Origin of the sequence: Desulfovibrio desulfuricans, from assembly GCF_024460775.1 — a bacterium.
Lineage (GTDB): Bacteria > Desulfobacterota > Desulfovibrionia > Desulfovibrionales > Desulfovibrionaceae > Desulfovibrio > Desulfovibrio desulfuricans_E.
Genome location: NZ_JANFYZ010000009.1, coordinates 36,236 through 57,021 on the forward strand (window position 1 = coordinate 36,236; position 20,786 = coordinate 57,021).

Annotated in this window: 12 protein-coding genes; 7 read left to right on the forward strand and 5 right to left on the reverse strand. The window is 58.2% G+C overall.

Going from position 1 to position 20,786, the window contains the following annotated elements:
• Positions 1–76: 76 nt before the first annotated feature.
• Entirely contained in the window at positions 77–901 is an 825-nt protein-coding gene (locus NE637_RS11355) for a glycosyltransferase family 8 protein (protein WP_215647476.1), read from the reverse strand.
• Positions 898–3,579 (reverse strand): response regulator, encoded by a 2,682-nt coding sequence (locus NE637_RS11360; protein ID WP_256267738.1) that lies wholly within the window; start codon positions 3,577–3,579, stop codon positions 898–900. The genes NE637_RS11355 and NE637_RS11360 overlap by 4 nt, the downstream gene beginning before the upstream one ends.
• 321 nt (positions 3,580–3,900) lie before the next feature.
• On the opposite strand from NE637_RS11360, the gene NE637_RS11365 reads away from it, so the two are divergent.
• Positions 3,901–4,836 carry a DMT family transporter gene (locus tag NE637_RS11365; protein WP_227118778.1) on the forward strand — a complete coding sequence of 312 codons (936 nt, stop codon included), beginning with the start codon at positions 3,901–3,903 and terminating at the stop codon, positions 4,834–4,836.
• Between the two features lie 9 nt (positions 4,837–4,845).
• Here NE637_RS11365 and NE637_RS11370 read toward each other — a convergent pair whose 3' ends face one another.
• Entirely contained in the window at positions 4,846–6,480 is a 1,635-nt protein-coding gene (locus NE637_RS11370; RefSeq protein ID WP_227118779.1) for a cobyric acid synthase, read from the reverse strand.
• A gap of 275 nt (positions 6,481–6,755) precedes the next feature.
• Here NE637_RS11370 and NE637_RS11375 point away from each other — a divergent pair, with 275 nt between their 5' ends.
• The 3 genes from NE637_RS11375 (at position 6,756) to NE637_RS11385 (ending at position 10,803) form a co-directional block, all read left to right on the forward strand.
• Positions 6,756–8,798, forward strand: a complete 2,043-nt coding sequence (locus tag NE637_RS11375) for an AsmA family protein (RefSeq protein ID WP_227118780.1) — start codon at positions 6,756–6,758, stop codon at positions 8,796–8,798.
• 275 nt (positions 8,799–9,073) lie between these two features.
• Positions 9,074–9,922 carry a flagellar motor stator protein MotA gene (gene motA / locus NE637_RS11380; protein ID WP_192113086.1) on the forward strand — a complete coding sequence of 283 codons (849 nt, stop codon included), beginning with the start codon at positions 9,074–9,076 and terminating at the stop codon, positions 9,920–9,922.
• Positions 9,923–10,092: 170 nt separating this feature from the next.
• A complete protein-coding gene (locus tag NE637_RS11385; RefSeq protein ID WP_192113087.1) occupies positions 10,093–10,803 on the forward strand; it encodes an OmpA/MotB family protein in 711 nt (236 codons plus the stop codon).
• Positions 10,804–10,911: 108 nt separating this feature from the next.
• On the opposite strand, the gene htpG is transcribed toward NE637_RS11385, so the two are convergent.
• Positions 10,912–12,888 carry a molecular chaperone HtpG gene (gene htpG / locus NE637_RS11390; RefSeq protein ID WP_227118781.1) on the reverse strand — a complete coding sequence of 659 codons (1,977 nt, stop codon included), beginning with the start codon at positions 12,886–12,888 and terminating at the stop codon, positions 10,912–10,914.
• Between the two features lie 310 nt (positions 12,889–13,198).
• Here htpG and NE637_RS11395 point away from each other — a divergent pair, with 310 nt between their 5' ends.
• Both NE637_RS11395 and cydB read left to right on the forward strand, forming a co-directional pair.
• Positions 13,199–14,515: a cytochrome ubiquinol oxidase subunit I gene (locus NE637_RS11395; protein WP_192113089.1), complete on the forward strand. Its 1,317-nt coding sequence runs from the start codon at positions 13,199–13,201 to the stop codon at positions 14,513–14,515.
• A gap of 2 nt (positions 14,516–14,517) precedes the next feature.
• Complete coding sequence (gene cydB / locus NE637_RS11400) at positions 14,518–15,543, forward strand: cytochrome d ubiquinol oxidase subunit II (protein WP_192113090.1); 1,026 nt, start codon at positions 14,518–14,520, stop codon at positions 15,541–15,543.
• A gap of 236 nt (positions 15,544–15,779) precedes the next feature.
• Here cydB and NE637_RS11405 read toward each other — a convergent pair whose 3' ends face one another.
• A complete protein-coding gene (locus NE637_RS11405) occupies positions 15,780–16,670 on the reverse strand; it encodes a hypothetical protein (RefSeq protein WP_215647482.1) in 891 nt (296 codons plus the stop codon).
• Between the two features lie 451 nt (positions 16,671–17,121).
• Here NE637_RS11405 and NE637_RS11410 point away from each other — a divergent pair, with 451 nt between their 5' ends.
• On the forward strand, positions 17,122–20,673 hold the full coding sequence (locus NE637_RS11410) for an FAD-binding and (Fe-S)-binding domain-containing protein (protein WP_227118782.1): 3,552 nt from the start codon (positions 17,122–17,124) through the stop codon (positions 20,671–20,673).
• Positions 20,674–20,786 lie beyond the last annotated feature (113 nt).

The window sequence follows — 20,786 nt, forward strand, 5'->3', positions numbered from 1 at the left end:
GCCCCGGTTTCAACCTTATCGGACAGAGCGGAGAATACTTCAGAGTGGGTGACAAAAACAATACTTTCGGGCTGGTTTACGCCCAGCTTTCCACCAGCGTGCGTTCCTGGGGATTCAGGTATTCCATCCAGATTCCCCGCATGTAGTCATAGTGATTGATGCACAGCTCGGGCAGGTTGGTCCGTTTATATGCCCAGGGCTTGGGGCCGTGAAAATGCACTATCCGCGCCTCATCCCTGCATTCCTCTCTATAGGGGGGGCTGTTCCAGCAATCATCCAGCCGCGTAATGCGCTTGCCAAAAAAATAATTCACCAGCGACTGATCAAGGTTGCCGATACGCGATTCATTTTCCCGGCAAAAAGCCATGAAGTGCCCTATCAGGTCGCGCTTGCGCAGCCGCTCAAGATTGAACAGCGCCACCCCGCTGGAATATGTCCAGATGGGAAAAGGCATGGGAACGGTGTAGTGTTCGCCCCTGTATTCATAAAAAAGCTGCTGATGCTGGTGATAAAAGGGAGCTGTGTACTCCCTTGCCATACCAACGTAGGGCGGATGCTGTGCAAAAAGTTCGTCCAGAGGGCGATAAAAAAGTACATCCGTATCGCAGTAAAGTACACGGTCGTCCTGGGCAAGCTCGGGCACAAGAGCAAGTTCCAGTTTGAGAAAGCATCCGGCGCAGGCCTGTCCCAACGGAGTGAAACCGCTTGGGTCAAGGCGCGGCGTATAGCGCGCAACAGGAATATTTTCCGCAGCGAGTTCTGCCAGCAAGGCCGCATCATTTCCGGCGTAGACGCAGAGGCAGGGGGCATCCTTGCCCTGCACTGCGCGCAACGACCGCACCGCCACCTTGAGCAGGGTCAGATACTTGATCTTGTCGTCAAGGCAAAAAACGGTTTTCACAGGCTTTCTCCGCGCAGACGCCGTTGCAGGGCTGCCGCCTGAGCCTGTAGGGCCGCATTGTCAAAGTCTTTTACCGAGGCAAGAATGGCGGTCAGATCTTCTGCATAGGGGGTGCCGTTCACAAGAGGCATAAACCGTTCAATGGCGCTTTCCGCATTGCCCCAGTCCGTTTCCATCAGTTCGGGCAGTTCGGCTAGCAGAGCCAGAAGGTTGTCCCGGTGCTCGCCTTCCAGGTGCATGGTGCCAGTTGTGGCCATGCTCCCATCGCCTTCAAGACAGCGCACGCGCAGCAGCACCTCGTTCATGCACGCTTCAAACTCGTCCATCAGTTCTTCGCTCGGCGGAATAAGGGGCAAAGAGTTTTCCATGTGCCGCGTAAGGCGGCATACCCGCTCCACGCCAAGGTTGGCGGCAACGCCCTTTACCGTATGCGCCAGACGGGCCGCGCCACGCAGATCGCCGCAGGCAAGCAGCCCGCGCAGCTCCCTGGCGCTCTCGCCGTAGTGATCCACAAAACGCAGCAGCAGCTCGCGGTACAATTCGCGGTTGCCGCCTACGGTTGCAAGGCCAGCCTCCACATTGACCGCCTGCCCCTCCGGCACTGAAGAAGTTTGGGCCGGATCGCGCATAACGTCCAGCGAAAGCCCTTCCTCGCCCTCCTGGACACGGCTTTCCGCGTCTGCTGCGGCAGAAAAAACATCCGGGCCAACATCCGCAGCCAGCGGATTGGACTGCAATCCGCCCGGAAGCCACGTTTCAAGAGCGGCATACAGGGCGGCAGGATCAACCGGCTTGGTGAGATAGTCGTTCATGCCCACGTTCTTGCCTTCCAGACGGGAAGCGGCATCGGCATGGGCAGTCATGGCAAGAATGGGCAGATCCGCAGGTGAAAAACCCAGCGCGCGGATGCGCATGGTGGCTTGAAGGCCATCCATTACGGGCATCTGCACATCCATGAGCACAAGGTCAACGCCGCCGCCCCGCACTTCTTCAACAGCCGCAAGACCGTTGGAGGCCACACGCACGGCAAGCCCGGCCTGGGTCAGCAGCTCGCTGGCGATCTGGGCATTGATATCGTTATCTTCCACCACAAGCACAGTGCGCTGCGACGTGGTCGCAGCGCCAAGGGCACTGTCCACAACGGCGGCGGCTTCTTCCTGCGCAGAGGTTGTTTCCGTAATGGCTTCGCCCTGTTGCACCCAGCCGAAGCCCAATTCAAAGAAAAAGCGGCTCCCCTTGCCGGGTGCGCTTGCCACAGAAAGCTCGCCGCCCATGAGGTTGACCAGCTGCCGGGCCAGCGCAAGCCCAAGGCCAAGGCCGCTGTTTGATCGAGTCAACGACTCATCGCCCAGGGCAAAGGGTTCAAAAAGCTTGTCCTTGAGAACAGCATCCATGCCGGGGCCGCTGTCGGCCACCACAAAGAGCAGACGGCATCCGCCATCTTCCAGACCGCCGTGGGCAAGCTGCACGCTGCACTCCACGGAGCCAGTGCGGGTATACTTGACCGCATTGTCCAGCAGGATGCGCAACACTTCTTCCAGATGCCGTTCATCACCTTCCACAACCACCGGCACAGCCGGATCAAGTGTAAAAATCAGCTCCAACTGTTTTTCAAGGGCGCTGCCCGCCACGCTCTGCCGCAACAGCTCCAGCAGGCGGGGCAACTGAAATGCCCGGTTTTCGCGGCGCAGCAAGCCCTCGTTGACGCTTGAAAAATCAAGAATCCTGTTGACCATGTCCAGCAGCAGGCTGCCCGATTTGTTGATCTGGGAAAGATAATCGCGCTGCACGCCACTGAGGCCCGCCTGCAGGCTCAGATAGCTCATGCCGATGATGGCATTGAGGGGCGTGCGGATTTCGTGGCTCATGCGGCGTAAAAAATCTTCCTGCACGTGTGAGGCCCTTTGGGCGAGTTCCAGCGACGACAAGGCCTGCGCACGGGCAAGCACGGCCTGCTGCTTACTTTTGCGAGCACGCCTTTCGGCCTCTTTCAGTTCGCGGATACGGGAGAACAGCGTTCCCTTCATGCGTTGCAGGGAGGCGAACATGACGGCCAGCTCATCCCGGTACTTGAGCTTCAAGGGTTCGGGATCCTCGCCCGCCGCCACGTCTTCCGCATACTGGCTGACCTCGCCCAGCGGCTTGGCGACTCTCATCTGGAAGATATAGATATTGGCAACCGCGCTGGCCCCGAGGGCCAGCAAGGCAAAAAACATTGCCCAGACCATCTGGACAAGCGGAGACTCCTGCTTGCTCACCTGCTCCAGAAAGCTGCGGTACTGCACTTCGCGCAGAGCCTGCGCGCTGAAAAGAACCTGCTGCGCTTCACTGTCCAGATTGACCCTGTCTACCCAGCTCTGCGCGCCTTTCAGATCAAGCCCGTCCCTGTCCCACAGGGGCGGCCCGCTATTGCCCACAGCCATGTTCACGGCGGTATCAAGCAGACTGTCGAGGTGCCTGCGCTGGGCAAGAAGCGCCTGAACCTGCCCTTGCAGACTTCCCGTCACATTGAGATTGCGGGCAATATGCTCAAAGGTTCCCTCGTGCCCGGCGGCGTCCTGCATCTCGTGGACGCGATCCTGATTCAGCATCTGCCACTTGGCATAACGCTCTGGATTGCCCGTAAAAATAAAGGCGTGGGCTTCTTCGTAACTCTGGCGGGGTATTGGTTTCCACATCCACCAGGAGGGAATCAAGCCTGTAATAGTTTTCGAGTACCCTGCGGCCCTCATTAAGGCCACGCCCCAGAGAGACCAGGCAAAGCCCAAGCAGCAAAAGAAGCAGCAACTGCGCGAGGTTGGAAGTTTTGATGATGGTTCTGATGCTCATGCTTCTTGCTCCCGCAGGCAGCGGACAGTGCCTTTCGTCAAGCTTGAACCCGGACAGGCAGGCACCCCCGCGCGATTGCCGGATGGCCTCATACCTTGAAGTATTGGCATTCTTACCATAGGCTGCCGCAAAAATCATCCGCGACCATTCTGGAGAAACTGAAAACCCTCATGTCCCCCACCGCCCGGAACTTATTGCCTCACGCGGCCTTGCTGACAGCCATGGCCTTTTGGGGCTCCACCTTTGTAGTGCTGCGCATCGCCCTGACCGCCCTGACCCCCCTGCAAACCATGGCCGGGCGCATGCTTGTGGCCTGTATTGTTTTTTTGCCCCTGTGGCCGCGCCTCTGGCGCGAACTCAAGGAACACGGCAATCTGGGAACACTGACGCTCATGGCCTTGTGCGAACCCTGCCTCTTTTTTCTGTTTGAAACCCACGCGCTGCGCCTGACCACGGCTTCGCAGGCTGGCATGATAACATCCCTGCTGCCGCTTCTGGTGGCGGCAGTAGCCTTTGTCGCCCTGCGCGAACACGCGGGCCTGCGCATGTGGCTAGGTTTTTTGCTGGCTGTTTGCGGCGTCACGTGGCTCACCCTTGCCGCGGTTCCGGATGAAAAAGCCGCCAATCCCCTGCTGGGCAACATCCTTGAGGGTATCGCCATGTGCTGCGCCGCCGGATATACCGTGCTGGCCCGCCACCTTTCAACCGTATACAGCGCCCTGTGCATCACGGCTGTTCAGGCCTTTGTGGGCATGCTCTTTTTTTGTCTGCTGGCTCTTGTGGTGCCGGAATCAGACACGCTCATCAGCCTTGGCAGGGATTTTCCCGCCTGGGTTCCCTGGGCCTGCGTGTTCTATCTGGGCGGCATTGTGACCTTTGCAGGATACGGCCTGTACAATTTTGGCGTTAAGCGCCTTTCTGCTGGCCGCGCCGCCGCCTACACCAATCTCATACCTGTTTTTGCCCTGCTCTTCGGCGTCGCCCTGCTGGGCGAGAAGCTCTCTCCCGCGCAATATGGCGGGGCCTTGCTTATCGTGCTTGGCGTACTGCTGAGCCAATGGCGGGGAATAAACCGCAACGCCTTGGGCCAAAAACCGACAGTATGATTTTTCTGCTCAAGCCAGATGCAGCAAGTTGAGTATGGCCGGCATGTCCAGCGCTGCTTCCACAGCATCAGCCAGCCTGTCCAGTTCAGGGCCCAGGCTGTAGGCTGTTTCCTGCGCTGGCGGCAAACCCGCCTCATGCCGCTGGCGGCGCAAAAATGCATGGCGAAAGGCATCCTCGTCAAAAAGGCCGTGCAGATAACTGCCCCACACGCGGGCGCACCCCCGCGCATCGTATCGTCCCCAGCCCAAGGAACGGCCCTCGGAGTCGGTCATCACAACCCGCATGACGGCAGACGCGGCATCGCCCGAGGCTGGTTCGCCAGCTACACCCAACAATTCTTTGTGCAAAGAGGAGGTCTCGCCGTGATGGATTTCATAGCCTGTCACGGTCTGGCGTTCTGCCCCTGTCACACTGGCATCCGCCCATCCGGCGGCGCGGCACAGACGCTTGGCAGCCAGCAGCCTTGTACTGAGGGGCAGCAGGCCAAGCCCAGGTTCGCATCCGCCTTCTTCAATCAGCAGGGGGTCGGCTATTTCGGTTCCAAGCATCTGCAATCCCCCACAGATGCCCACCAGCGCGCCAGCGCCGCGCTCCAGGCACTGACGGGCAAATTTCTGCACCAGCCCGGCCAGTCCGGTGCGCCGCAAAAAACGTAAATCACCCACTGTATTGCGGCTGCCCGGTAAAATAACCACATGCGGCGCGCCCCACTGATCCGCGTGGCGCACAATGCGCAACTGTACCCCCGGTTCGTCCCGCAACGCGTCAAGATCCGTGGCATTACTCAAATGCGGCAGATCGGGCACCACAATATCCAGCAAGCCGGGGGCACCAGATGTTTGCCCCATGCGCAGGCCAGGGGTCAGACCTTCCTTGAAGCTTACGGAGTCCTCTTCGGGCAGGCGCAGGTTTTCCAGCATGGGTACAACCCCCCAAAAGGGTTTGCCCGTGCGCTTCTGGATCATGGACAGGGCGGGGTCCAGCAGGCTTGCATCGCCCCGGAACTTGTTGAGAATAAAGCCCCCTACACGCCCCCTTTCAGCGCGGGTGAGCAGGGCCATGGTGCCAGCCAGGGCCGCAAAGGCCCCGCCACGGTCAATATCCGCCACCAGGGCCACATGCGCCCCGGCATAACGGGCCATGCGCATGTTTACAATGTCGTGGGCCTTGAGGTTAATTTCGGCCGGGCTGCCCGCCCCTTCAAGCACCATCACGTCCATATCTGCGGCCAGACTGCGGTAGGCGCGGCGCACGGCCTTCCAGGCTTCCGGCTTATAGGCGAGATACTCGCCCACGCGCATGTGCCCCACGGCTTCGCCCAGTACAATAACCTGAGAACCCACGTTGGACGTGGGCTTGAGCAACACGGGGTTCATGCGCACGTCTGGCGCGAGGCCGCAGGCGGCGGCCTGCAAGACCTGAGCGCGGCCCATTTCCTTGCCGTCGCTGGTTACAAAAGAATTGAGCGCCATGTTCTGCGCCTTGAAAGGTGCAACCCGCAGCCCCCTGCGGGCCAGCAGGCGGCATACGGCCGCCGTAATCAGGCTTTTGCCCGCGTTTGAGCACGTCCCCTGAATCATGAGAGCCGGAGGCAAAGAACGCCCCTGCCCCGATTGTGCCGTATGAACCGATCTGACCGCCATGCGTGGTATCCTCCCTGCACTTGCGGCATGTCCGTTCAGTGCTGTGCCTTTTATGATATCTTTTCGGCAATATATGGATTGCGGGAAGCTACCGCAACCAATGCGCCCGGCCGCAAGGTACAGAGTCCGCCTGCCTGCACTGCGCGTTCTTCGTCTTGCACTGCTTGCCAGCTTTTCGTATAAAAGAAATGGTGGTCATACAAATACCCGCCGCGGCCCCGAAGGGCACGGCGGTTTACGCGGCCGCCAGGGCCGCAAATACCTGCGGAGTTTCAATGAAGCGTGTATTTTTATGGATTCTGGGTGGCGCCACGGTTCTGGCAGTGGCGGCGGCTGTCCTGCTCAGCAGGGTTGACGCTGGTTTTGTGGTGCGGCAGATAGCCGATGCCACGGCCAAAGCCACTGGGCAACCTTTAACGTTTGACAGCCCGCCCGGAATTTCCTTTTTCCCCCCCGGCGTCAATTTTGGACAGGCGCACTGGGGCAGCTCCGGCGATGGGCAGGGCGTGGTCATCTCCGTCAAAAGCGGCATGGCCCAACTGGAGCTGAGCCCCCTGCTTACGGGCAATGTTGTCGTGCGTGAAGTACGGCTGAACAGCCCCGTGATTGAAGTCCGCGAAGGCAAGGCCGTTGCCGCTGCCAAGCCGGATGCGGAAAAACCCGCCGTTGAAACCAAACCAGCCGCTGCGACCCCGCCAGCCCTTCCCATTGAGCTGAAACGTCTTGTACTGCGCCAGGGTATTGTGACCTACACAACCGCAAATGGTAAAACACTGCGCGTTGATGATGTAAACTTTTCTGTAGAAAATCTGCGCACCGGGCAAGAAGCCGTGGTGCAGTGCGACTTTGCCTTTATTTTTGGCGACAGCACCGCCGAACCTGCTGCCCCCGCCGCCAAATCTGGCGCAAACAACATCTCGGGTACGCTGGCATTTTCTTCCCGCCTGCGCTACGCGCCGCCTCAGCTGCTTTTCCGGCAGACTGCGCTGACTGTCACACCGCTCACCGGAGCGCTGCCCAAGGAAGCCGGGCCGTTGCAGTTCACCTGTGAAGGGTCGTTGCGGCTGAGCGATCTGCACCTCCAGTTGAGCAAGGCATTGCTCAATACGCCCCAGGCGCGGGTGAGCGCATCCGGCGAAGGCGGGCTGGCCCCCCTGGCGTTCAACGGCGCTCTTGAAATGGAAGGCTCGCCCCACAAACTTGCTGCGCTGGCAGGCCATAAACTGGCGACTCCCGCTGCCAAGGACGATCTGCGCTTCAGAACAATGGTGCGCTATACCGCCAATGCCCTGAATCTCAGCCAGATGCTTTTGCAACTTGACGATCTTTCCCTGCGCGGAGGCCTGCGCCTTGATCTGCCCGAAAACGCTCCCATGCTTGTGACTGCGGACGTGCAGACCGGCATGCTCAATCTTGATCCCTATTTGCCCCCGGCAGAATCCGGCAAGAATGCAACGGAAACCAAGCCTGCGGGCCACGACGGAGCATCGTCCAACGGCAAGCGAGCCAAGCCGGATGCGGAAGCGGCACGGCGCATGCCGGGGCTGGACATCCGCGCCAAAGTGGCTGGCATTACCAAGAGCGGATTGCAGATAAAAGACATTGCGCTGGCCATCAAAGGAGAAAAAGGACGCTACGCCCTGACTTCCTTAACGGCCAGCCTTGGCAGCGGCGGGCTTATCAAGTCCACCGGCAACATGGATATGGCGACTGAAACTTGCGCTCTCAAGGCGCAAGCCGCCGATGTGGAGCTTGGCCCGCTGCTGGTTGCCCTTGGCAAGGGCCGACTGGCCGACGGGCAGGCCTCGCTGGATGCGGATATGACCATGAAGTGCGCGGACGCCAACGATATTCGCCAGACTCTTGGCGGACGCGGGCAGCTTGAGATACGCCGCCTGCATGTTCCGGCCATGGCAGAGCTTTCCAAGAGCATCCCTTCGCTCACCGGCAAGGCAGGGCCGCTGCCCGACCGCTTTGATCTGGCCCGTGCTCCCTTTACCGCCCGCGATGGCGAAATCAACGCAAGTCCCATCACCGTTACCTCCGCCACTCTCAACGCTGCGGGCAAGGCGCGCATTAGTCTGCCCAAACAGTACCTGGACGCAGCCCTGGACATCAAAACCATGGGGCTGACGATTCCTGTGACGGCCAAGGGGCCTTTGAGTGACATTTCGTATGGTGTTGACCCGCGTTTTGCCCTTGATATGGCAAAAAATCTGCCCGGAGCATTGCTGAAAACGGGCAAGGAAGCCGGAAGCACCACCAAGGACGCGGCAAAGGGCGCGGAAGGGCTGGTTCGCGGCATTCTGGGCCGCTAACAGGCATGGCGACGGCTGGACAAAGATACGAGCGAAGGCCAATGGCAAGGCAAACAGCTCTGGTTCACGGGTTAAGGTATTTTGCCTGGGGCTTGCCTTTTCGGCGTCATGGGCTAAAGCTATTAGCATCACGGGCGTTAAGCATTAAAGAAGGCCTGAACGCGCTGTAAAGGCGCGATTGGTGAGCGGAGTAGTCAAAATTTCGCCAGCCAGGCAACACACGAGCTTTACGGGGTTTCTTTGCCCAGTAAGGCATAGAGCGAACAGGCGGCAGTATGTACTTACTTATAGGACTGGTCATTGTTGCGGCTTCAGTCGGCACGGGCTACACCATGGCTCACGGCGACTGGGGCGTTCTTTTTCAGCCCGCCGAGTTCATCATTATTTTGGGTTGCGGCCTTGGGGCTTTTTTTGGTTCGCAGACCAAGTACACCTTTGGCTTGGTTGTCAAAAGCCTCAAGCACCTGTTTGCCGATCCTGGTTCCAGCAAAAATCATTACCTTGAGACCCTTGCCCTGCTGTATGCGCTCTTTTCCAAAATGCACCGCGAGGGCGTGATCAGTATTGAAAGCGACGTTGAAAAGCCCGAATCCAGCCCAATTTTCAGCAAGTATCCCAATATTTCCAAAGATACCGTGCTGGTGAACTTTGTGGGCGACACGCTGCGCGTGTACCTGACCACCGGCGACCCCGCAGATATCGACAGCCTCATGGATGTGGATATCGAGACCATGCGCGAAGAAGGCATATTGCCCGCCCACGCCGTGTCGCACATGGCCGAATCGCTGCCGGGCATGGGTATTGTGGCCTGCGTGCTGGGCGTGGTTTTGGCCATGGGCAAGATCAACGAACCGCCGGAAGTTCTTGGCCACTACATCGCGGCAGCGCTTGTCGGCACGTTTTTTGGTATTCTTGCCTGTTATGGCCTCTTTGGCCCCATGGGCGCAAAGCTTGAAAACTACGTGGCCGAAGAACATTTTTATTTTAACGCCATCAAGGAAGCCGTAGCTGCCGCCATTCGCGGATCAACTCCGCTGATCGCCGTGGAATATGGGCGCAGGGCCATACCCTACCCCTTCCGACCTTCTTTTGCAGAAATGGAAGAACGGCTCAAGAGCGGCTAGGCCGGGGCAAACGGGCTGGCTGCCCCCCTAACCGGGGAGTGCAGGCGCAGATATTTTGCCCTTCTGTAAAAACCTGCTATGGTTTGCACATCAAGGGCGCGGACGGCTGATCTTTATGCCGTCAGCAAAAGCGTAAGGCCCGGCGCAGATTACTACGAAGGAGAAAGCCTATGGGCGGCGGCGCATGGAAAGTGGCGTATGCCGACTTTGTTACGGCCATGATGGCCTTCTTCCTTCTGTTGTGGATCCTCAGCATGGTGCCGCCCGACACCAAGGCGGGTCTTGCCGCGTACTTCAGCGGCGAGCGCAATTTCGACTCCAGTTCCACATCCCCCATATCAAATAATCCGTTCATCCAGAACACGGATAAAATTGATGCGCGCGACCTCAAAATCAACGAGGTTGAAAAGTCGCACTACGCCATTGCGCAAAAAATCAAGCAGATGCTCATGGCAGATGCCGTGCCGCAAAATTCCTCGGGCATCAGCGCGGATGACGTGGGCGTGCAGTTGCGCGTCAATTCGGACGTTATGTTTCGGCCCGGCAGCGTTGACCTGCTGCCCGAAGGCACCAAGGTGCTGGAAGCGGTGCTGAAACTCATGAACGAATACAATCTTTACCTTGTGGTGCGCGGGCACGCTGACTCCACCGAGGCCAGACCGCCATATGCCTCCGCGTGGGAGCTTTCCGGCGCGCGTGCATCAGCCATGGTGCATTATCTCGCCGATAAGGGCATCAAGCCCACGCGCATGCGTGCTGTGAGCTACGGTGATACGCGCCCCCTCAAGCCGGGCATTGACGAACAGAGCCGCGCCATGAACCGGCGGGTGGAATTTTTCTTCCATCGGCCAGAGGTCATGTCATACAGCGTGGTGTACTAGTCCGCCATTCTGCCAGCAAATTGCAAAAGAAACGGCCCCTGTGAAAATTCACAAGGGCCGTTTCTCTGTTTCACTGACGGGGATGCTTTTGCGGCATCCCGGCCAGAGCTATATCTTACGTACTTCCGTGTACCAGGCGGCAGCCTCTTCAAGCAGCTTGCCCGTGCGGGCCGCCAATGCCTGAGGATCCTTGAGGTAACCGTCCAGCAGCAGGCTGGCGTCGAACAGGCAGCCAGTCATGTCGGCCAGAATCCTGTCGTCCGCGTCTGCCTTGAACATGCGCAACATACTGCGCAGCAGCGGATGATCGCGGTTGACCTCCAGCACCTTCACAGGGATGGAATCATCCTTCTGCATGACCTTGAGCAGTTTTTCCATGGAGGACGACAGACCGCCATCGGGCGAAACCAGCACTGCGGGGCTGTCTGCCAGACGGTGAGAAACACGCACGTCCGTCACTTTGTCGCCCAGGATTTCCTTCATCTTGCCAAGCAGGGCGTCAAAACTTGCCGAATCGTCGTCAGAGAGCGGCGCGGCGGCTTCGTGTTCCGGCTGTTCCTTGTCGGAAAAGTCTTTCAGGGCGTCATCCGCCGCTGTTTCCACCGACTTGAATTCCCAGTCCTTGTACTTGGCAAGGCCGTCCATGACAAATTCGTCCACAGGCTCGTACAGCCACAGCACTTCAATGCCCTTGCAGCGGAAGCGCTCCATGTGCGGATTGAGGCGGGCGGCCTCACGGTTGGGCGCTGCCACATACCAGATGGTCTTTTGCCCTTCTGGAGCGCGGGCCATGTATTCATCAAGGCTGGTGAGCGCATCCGCATCCGCAAGGGACGAGGAATTGAAACGCAGCAAGGCGCTGATGCGTTCGCGGTTGGCATAATCGTGGTAACCCAGCTTGAAAACCTTGCCGTGCAGCTTCCAGAAGCGGCTGTATTTTTCCGCATCGTCCTTTGCCAGCTTTTCAAGATGGCCCAAGGTCTGCTTGACCAGCACCTGATTGATCTTGCGCAGCACCACGTTTTCCTGAAGCGTCTCGCGCGAGATGTTCAGGGGCAGGTCTTCCGTGTCGACCACGCCTTTGAGGAAGGCCAGATATTCAGGCACCAGTTCTTTGTTGCGGTGCTGGATGAGCACGCGGCGGGCATAAAGATCAAGCCCCCAAAATTCGCGGTCAGCACCAAAAAAATCCTGCGCCGAATCGGGCGTGAACAGGAGTGCATTAAACTGCACAGGCGCATCCACAGAAAGATGCAGGGTGTCCAGCGGCTCCTTAGCGTCATAGGTCAGGGCTTTGTAAAAGGAATCGTACTGTTCCTTGGTGACCGAAAACTTTGGCTCGCGCCACAGCGCAGGCTGGGTGTTGACCCGCTCGCCGTCCACGAGGACAGGAAAGGGAACAAAGGCCGAGTGCTTGCGGATAACCGACTCAACGCGGAACTTCTCTGCAAATTCGGCGGCATCGTCCTTGAGCCATGCCTTGATGACAGTACCGCGCGCGGGCTCATCCCCGGTTGCGGGCTCAACGGTAAAGGTGCCAAGCCCGTCGCTGACCCACACGCTGGCTTCTGCATCATCGCCAAAAGCCGGACGCGAAGTAACTTCCACCTTGCTGGCCACCATAAAGACAGAATAAAAGCCCACGCCAAAACGGCCGATTATGTTGGCGGCATCCGCAGGACCGGAGGTTTCGCCCTCCTCCCCGGCTTCGGCCTTTGCCGCATCGCTGCCGTTGGCGGCATTTTCAGCCGCAATATCGGCCAAAAACTGCTCGGAGCCGGATCTGGCAATGGTGCCAAGGTTTTCAGCCAGTTCTTCTGCTGTCATGCCAACGCCGGTATCTGCAATGGTCAGAACCTTGGCGTCCTTGTCCAGGCTGATGCGGATTTCAAGGGGGATATCAGCAAGACGCGGGCTTTCGCCCCTGTTCATACGATAGCGCAATTTATCCAACGCGTCCGAGGCGTTGGAAACAAGTTCCCTCAAAAAAATTTCGCGATTTGTATAGAGCGAATTGGTGAGGATATGCAGGACTTTGCGCACCTCAGCGCGGAATTGGCGGGAATTCTTACCAGCCTCTGCCATGACAAACCTCCTGAAAAAAGATATAGTTGAAAATAATATCCCCCACTGAAATTTCAAGGGGGATTTGCCAAATTTTACGGCATTTTTCCGCGCGGCAGTTGGCAACGCAGGGAAATTCGCGCGTCCGGCACCCTGTAAAACAGGCTGGCAGGCACGCGCAGACATTCCAATCCAATATTTCATATAAAAGGGGGATAAAACATCAAGCCCGCAGGATTCATACTCATACGGGCAAAATGATATTCGTAACTACTTGCCATTTGATGGGAAAAAAGCTATCTCGCCTGAAGGATATTCAAGGAGGGCCTACATGGACGTTGTAATGCTTTCGCGTTTGCAATTCGCTGTGGCCGTTTTTTTCCATTTCATATTCGTGCCGCTTACGCTCGGTCTTTCCGTCATTCTCGCCTGGATGGAAACCCGCTATGTGCGTACCGGTGACGAATTCTGGAAAAAACAAGCCAAATTTTGGGGAAAACTTTTTCTCATCAACTTTACCCTGGGCGTGGTGACAGGCATCACGCTTGAGTTCCAGTTCGGTACCAACTGGTCCCGCTACTCGGAATACGTGGGCGATATTTTCGGCTCCCTGCTGGCTATTGAAGCCACGGTGGCCTTTTTTCTGGAATCCACGTTCCTTGCAGTGTGGCACTTCGGCTGGAACCGCGTTGGCAAAAAAATGCATCTTGCCTCAATTTACATTGTGGCATTTGCGGGCAACCTTTCCGCCCTGTGGATCATTCTTGCCAACGGCTTTATGCAGCACCCGGTGGGCTATACCATCAATGAGACAGTTGGCCGTGCAGAGCTTGCCAACTTCTGGCAGGTGGTAACCAATGGCTACGCCTGGGGCATGTACGCGCATACGGTGCTTGCATCGTGGGCGCTGGGCGGCTTTTTTGTGCTGGGCGTTTCGGCCTGGCATTTGCTGCGCAAGAGCCAGGTGGACTTTTTCAGGGCCTCTTTCAAGATGGCCGCGCCTTTCACCCTGATTCTTGTTTTGTTGCTGGGCCTTTCGGGCGACCAGCAGGGCAAGACTGTGGCCCAGGTTCAGCCTGCCAAGCTGGCTGCGCTGGAATCCCACTGGGAAACCGGGCGCAACGTGCCCTTTTATCTGCTGGCATGGCCTGACGAAGCCAATGAAGGCAACAAGGTTCAGGCCATCGGCATTCCCGGTCTGCTGAGCTGGATTGCCTACGGCGATACCAACGCCGAAGTGAAGGGCCTCAAGGACTTTGCCAAGGAAGACCGCCCCCCGGTTATGCCTACCTTCCTGAGCTTCCGTGGCATGATTGCCATGGCTGGCATCTTTGTGCTGCTGGCCGTAGGCGCTTTTTTGCAACGCAAGAAGGACGAACCCTGCCCCCTGCTGCTCAAGGCGCTGGTATGGAACATCCCCCTGCCCTACGTTGCCATCATGCTGGGTTGGGCAGTGGCCGAAATTGGCCGCCAACCCTGGATTGTTTATGGTCTCATGCGCACTTCCGACGCGGTTTCGCCAGTTCCAGCCGAGAATGTCGCCATTTCGCTGGGTGCGTTCATAGTGGTGTATTCCCTGCTTGGCCTTCTGGACATTTACTTGCTGCGTAAATACGCCATCAAGGGCCCTGACGCCCAGGAGGTATAGCCATGTTGGAAACCATCTGGTTTGTGCTGTGGGCATTGTTGTGGGCCGTGTACTTTATTCTGGACGGTTTTGATCTTGGCCTTGGCGCGTTGCTGCCCTTTTTGGGCAAAAACGAGTCTGAGCGCCGCATCATGTACAATGCTGCCGGTCCCTTCTGGGACGGCAACGAAGTGTGGCTTATTTCCGCTGGCGGCGTGACCTTTGCGGCTTTTCCCAAGGCCTATGCGGTCATGTTCAGCGCACTGTACGCCCCGCTGCTTCTGCTGCTGTTCGCCCTTATTTTCAGGGCTGTTTCCTTCGAGTTCCGCAACAAGGTGGAACACGACAGCTGGCGCGCCCTGTGGGACGGTGTGCATTTTCTTGCCAACCTGATCCCCTGCGTGCTGCTGGGCGTGGCTTTCGCCAACCTGTTCATGGGTATTCCCATTGACGTCAAGGGCGTATACCACGGCAACCTGCTTGGCCTGCTGAACATTTACGGCCTTGCGGGCGGCGTGTTCTTTTTGTGCATGTTCCTGCTGCACGGCTCCCTGTGGCTGGCCATCAAGAGCACAGGCAGCCTGCAAACCCGCGCAGTGGCATCGGCCACCTTCCTGTGGCCTGTCATGCTGTTGCTGCTGGTGGTCTTTCTGGTTCTCACCGCCATGTACACCAAGCTGTATGCAAACTTTCTGGCCATGCCTGTTCTGTTTGTTCTGCCCTTGCTGGCGCTGGCGGGCCTTGTGGGCGCGCGCGTCATGCTGGGTGCGGGCAAGCTGTGGCTGGCCTGGGCGTGCAGCGCCGTGTTCATTCTTGGCGTTACCTTCTTTGGCGTTGCGGGCATGTTCCCCGGCATGATCATATCTTCCATTGATCCTGCCGCCACGGTCACCGCCTTTAACGGCGCTTCCAGCCAACTGACGCTCAAGATCATGCTGGGCGTGGCTCTGGTCATGGTGCCCATCGTGCTTGCGTACCAGTTCTGGCTGTACAAGACCTTCTCCGCCCCTGTGACGCACGAGGATCTCAAGGACGAACACGCCTACTAAACCCAGGCGGTTCTCCCCTTCCAAAAGCAACACCCCGCATCGTCTGATGCGGGGTGTTTTCATTTAAAGCCAGCAGTGCAGCGTTGGCGTTAATCTGACCAACCGGGGTACGGACATTGCCAACAATGATTGTCTATATTGTTCTGCGTGGCCCCTCTGCGGGGAAAACTCTGCGCCATAAAAAAGGCTGCACGGCTAATCAGTTTCGTTGTGCAGTCTTTCCCTGTAAAGGGGTTCTAATCCGTGGATTCCACCTCACGCACACAGTAGCCCTGATGCCGGAGGGGCGTGAAATAATTGGTGCCCCAGGTCACGGCCAGCACAAAGAGCGCTGCGAAAAGCCCAATGGCAGGGCTCCACAAGGGGCTTGCGGAAAGGGCTAGCCGCATGAGCAAGGTGCCTATGACAAAGCCCGAATTGCGGAACACCGCATGGAAGGCAGGCATGTACCGCTGTGCGATGAGCACCATGGCGATATCTGCAAAAATCAGCACCGTGTAGAGAGTTTCAAAAAACTTGAGGTCTTCGCCGGTTTTCACAAAGTGCATAAAATCGCGGGAACCGATGAACAGAAATATTACAAACAGGGCCAAGGCCAACATTTTTTTGCTCATGACGTAGCGCATGCGCAGATCGGCTGTGGCGATAAAATGCAGGTGTTGCCGTGCGATGCGTTTGTACAGGCCAAGGCACAGATACACGCACAAGGCACCGGCACCGGAAACCGCTATGCTGATAACCGGCAGCAGGTCGTTAACCACGCTGACCGGCTCCGGCAAATGCGCTAGTTCTTTAAAGGCATTGCGCAGCAAAATAAGGGTAAGTATCTCAAACTGCTTGCCCATGGATTGCGAAAGGGAACTTGGGATCGCCAGAATCAGGCTCATGACCTCAAGCACCAGAATCAGGGTAAAGGCCAGATGGATGGCGTAAAAATGGCTGTGCGGCGTAATCGCGGCCAGCCACGGAGGCAGAATGCCCATGCGCTTGAGTTCCACCCCAAGCAGGGCGAGCAGATATACCCAGAGGATGCAAAGGGCCACGCGGCGCTGGGTGGCTGCACGCTCCCAGGCTGAGTGCAGCCAGTCAAAGACATCCGTAATTGGCTGTAATTTAAAAATAAACATGCGATAGCTCCATAGATGAGTACCCGGAGATCCAAAGAAACCCCGTCTGGCAGAAGGATATCTACAGCTTGCCAAATGTCAAAGACTACTAATCCTGTTATGGCAGGCGGAATCATGAATGGCATGCGTGGGCCAATGCCCTGCGCACTTGCCATCCATCAATATAGAACGTAGAGAAAAGGCTTCCCCCGCGTTGCAGACCTTCGGCTTGCCCGATGGGTTTGAACAGTGTCGGCGGCCTGCGGCCTGCCGAGAGCGCGAGTTTTTTCCAAACTGCCATGCCGCCCGACCCCGCATCACTACGGGCATCGGTTCGGCATGGTCGGCTATTGGGCGACTCGCCAATGCGCGGGAAAACAGGGGGTGGATTGAGCATGCCCCGCCTGTCTTCACGGATTTGACCGGCGGCAACGCCGCAAGAGCTTCATCGAGCTTTACGAGGTAGAACGTCATGCCCCACAAGGGTCCGCATATCTCCATTTCTCCCGACTATGTGGTGAACAGGATTCTGCGCATCAATATTGATGACTTTGCAGAATGGCCCGAATCTGTGCGCAACCTGGCCATCGCCATAGCCGAAGAACTTTTTCTGGTGGCCTACAACCCCTTTATCAATGCGGAAACCGTGCGCACCAGCGTGCGCGAAAGCTATGACAAGGAATCGGTCTCCCTGGCGCACTATTACGCCACGGCCATCAGCGAAGGCCTGACCATGTTCTGGTCGGCCCACGAGGCCGAAACCGCCTTCCGCGCCAAACTGGTGGACGCCCTGCACGGCGTTTTGCCCGATGAATGCATTCTGACCAATCCCGCCGCCATGGTGGAATCGGCAACAGACGCCACTGACTTGCGCATGGAACTGCCCCTGCTGGTGGTTGAGCCAGACAATACCGAGCAGGTGGCCGAGCTTGTAAAGCTCGCCAACGACATGAAGTTTGCGCTCATTCCGCGTGGCGGCGGCTCCGGTATGACCGGCGGCGCTGTACCCGCGCGCAAGCGCACGGTTATTGTCAGCCTCACCCGGCTGACGCGCATCGGGCCTGTTGACCTTGAAGCCATGACAGTCACCTGTCAGGCCGGGGCCATCACCCAGGCCGTCATCAACGCCGTGGATGCCGAGGGCGCACTGTTTTCCGTTGACCCGGCTTCCAAGCAGGCATCGACCATCGGCGGCAACATTTCTGAAAACGCGGGCGGCCCCAGCGCCTTTGAGTACGGCACCACGCTGGACAACCTGCTGTGGTGGCGCATGGTCACGCCCACGGGTGAAATCATCACCGTTGAGCGTGAAAACCACCCCCGCCACAAGATCCTGCCCGAAGAAACCGCCGTCTTTGTGGTCAAGGACGTGAGCGGCGGCGTGCGCAACGTGGTACACCTGCGCGGCGACGAAATACGCCTGCCGGGCCTTGGCAAGGACGTGACCAACAAGGTTTTGGGCGGCCTGCCGGGCATGCAGAAAGAAGGCGTGGACGGTATCATTACCGAAGCCTGCTTTATCGTTCACCCCAAGCCCAAGTACAGCCGCGTCATGGTGCTTGAATTCTTTGGGCGCTCCATGCACCCCGCCGCCGTGGTGGTACGAGAATTGGTGGCCCTGCGCAACCGCATCCGGCAGGAAGGCGACTACGCCCACCTGTCGGCCATGGAAGAGTTCAACGCCAAGTACGTGCAGGCCATTGAATACAAGCGCAAGTCCGAGAAATACGAGGGCTCGCCCATTTCGGTCATCATCCTGCAGGTGGATGGCGACGATCCCTACCTGCTCGACAAGTGCGTGGGCGACATCGTGAGCGTTGTGGAACAGCAGGACAACGTGGACATCATCGTTGCCGCTGATGAAAAGGAAGGCGAGCGCTTCTGGGAAGACCGCCACAGGCTCTCGGCCATCGCCAAGCGCACCTCCGGCTTCAAGATGAACGAGGACGTGGTCATCCCCATGGACCGCATCCCCGACTTTGCGCTGTTCCTCGAGCAGATCAACCTGGAATGCACGGCGGCCTCCTACCGTTACGCCTTGCAGGAAGTGGGTCGTCTGCCGGGCTTCCCCATGGAAGATAAAGACTTTAACCGCGAGTTTTCGCAGGCCTCCAAGGCTGCCTCGGGCGATGTTGCCGCCACCGAAATTTCGGATATGGAACTGGCCGCCCGCGCAGAAGACTTTCTTGCCAAGCTCAAGGAAAAATACCCCCATCTTGCCAAAAAGATCGACAAGATCAGGGAATACATGGATGCCAGCCGCATTGTGGTTGCCAGCCATATGCACGCGGGCGACGGCAACTGTCATGTGAACATCCCCGTGAACTCCAACGATGCTCACATGCTTGAAGAAGCGGAAGAAACCGCAGCCCGCATCATGGCCGAGTGCCAGGAAATGGGCGGCGAGGTTTCGGGCGAGCACGGCATCGGCATCACCAAGATCGCCTTTTTCGGCAAAGACAAGATGGACGCCCTGCGCGCTTTCAAAGAGCGCGTGGATCCCCGCGATGTGATGAACCCGGCCAAGCTGGTTTTCCGCGAGCTGCCGGTGCGCCCCTTTACCTTCTCGTTCAACCGCCTGATCCGCGATATTCGTGAAAGCGGCCTGCCCGACAAGGAAAAGCTCATCAGCCTGCTCACCTCCATTCAGGTCTGCACGCGTTGCGGCAAGTGCAAGCAGGTCTGTTCCATGTGCTATCCCGAGCGCTCCATGCAGTACCACCCCCGCAACAAGAACATGGTGCTGGGCATGCTGCTGGAGGCTGTATACTACAGCCAGGTCAACAAGGGCCGCATTGAGGAAAGCCTGCACAAGGCCCTGCGCGATATTGTGGAGCATTGCACCGCCTGTGGCCGCTGCATGGCCAACTGCCCGGTCAAGATTCCCTCGGGTGAGGTGGCCCTCACCCTGCGCGCCCTGCTGGAACACGAAGGCGCTGGCGGGCACCCCATCAAGGGGCATGCCCTTGAATGGCTCTCGCGCGATATACAGCACCGTGTGCCCAAGGCGGCCAAAATGGCCTCCCTTGGACAAAAGATGCAGAACAAGTTTCTCGGTTTCGTGCCAGATATGTGGAAACGCCGCCTGAAGAGCCCGCTCTTTTCCGGGCGCGGCCCCAAGATGGGCTACACGAATCTGTATGAAACCCTCAAGCTGCACAGGGGTTCCATTTTTGCGCCTGCCGAGCCAACGCCGGGCATGCCCTGCGTCTTGTACTTCCCCGGTTGCGGCGGCGCGCTGTTCTATGACCGCATCGGTGTTTCTTCCATCATGCTGCTGCTCAAGGCCGGCTTTGCCGTAGCCGTGCCGCCCCGGCACATGTGCTGCGGCTTCCCCTTGCTGGCTGCGGGCATGGATACGGCCTTTGAAGACAACATGGCCCAGAACCGGCAGTATCTGGCCTCCATGCTGCGCAATCTTGCCAAGCAGGGCTTTGACTGCAAGCATCTGGTCACAGCCTGCGGCTCGTGCCGTGACGGCCTTGAGCGCCTGCACATGGAAACGCAGTTCCCGCAGTTGACCCTGCGTGATGTGGGGCAGCTTACCCTGCCCCTGCTGGACAAGGACAAGCTCAAGGCTCCCCTACCGGAAGGCTCCAAGGTTCTGTACCACGGCGCGTGCCACTGCGAATGGGCCGATGTGCACAAGATCAAGGGACAAAAACAGATTATCAAGGCGCTGGGCGACTTCAGCGGCGCCAAGATTACGCTCAACCCTGGCTGCTGCGGCGAATCGGGCATGGGCGCCATGACCTCGCCCGATATCTACAACCTGCTGCGTTCGCGCAAGCAGTTGCGCCTTGGTGAGGCTTTTGAGCAGGGCAACGACGGCCCCGTAATTGTGGGCTGCCCCTCGTGCAAGATCGGTATTGGCCGCTGCCTCATCAACATGCGCGACAAACGCCCTGTCATGCACGTGGTTGAATGGCTGGCCGGGCAGGTGGACGGCGAAGACCGCCGCCAGACCTTCCGCAAAAAAGTCAACGATGTGCGCGGCGAAGTGCGCGTTATTGACGTAAAATAACAGCCTTATCATAAGGCGGCCTGCACATGCAGGCTCGGCCTCTTGCCTCTGGCGAGGCCAGCATACATTCCCAAAATACAGCGCGGGGGGTTCCGGATACGGGGCCTCCCGCG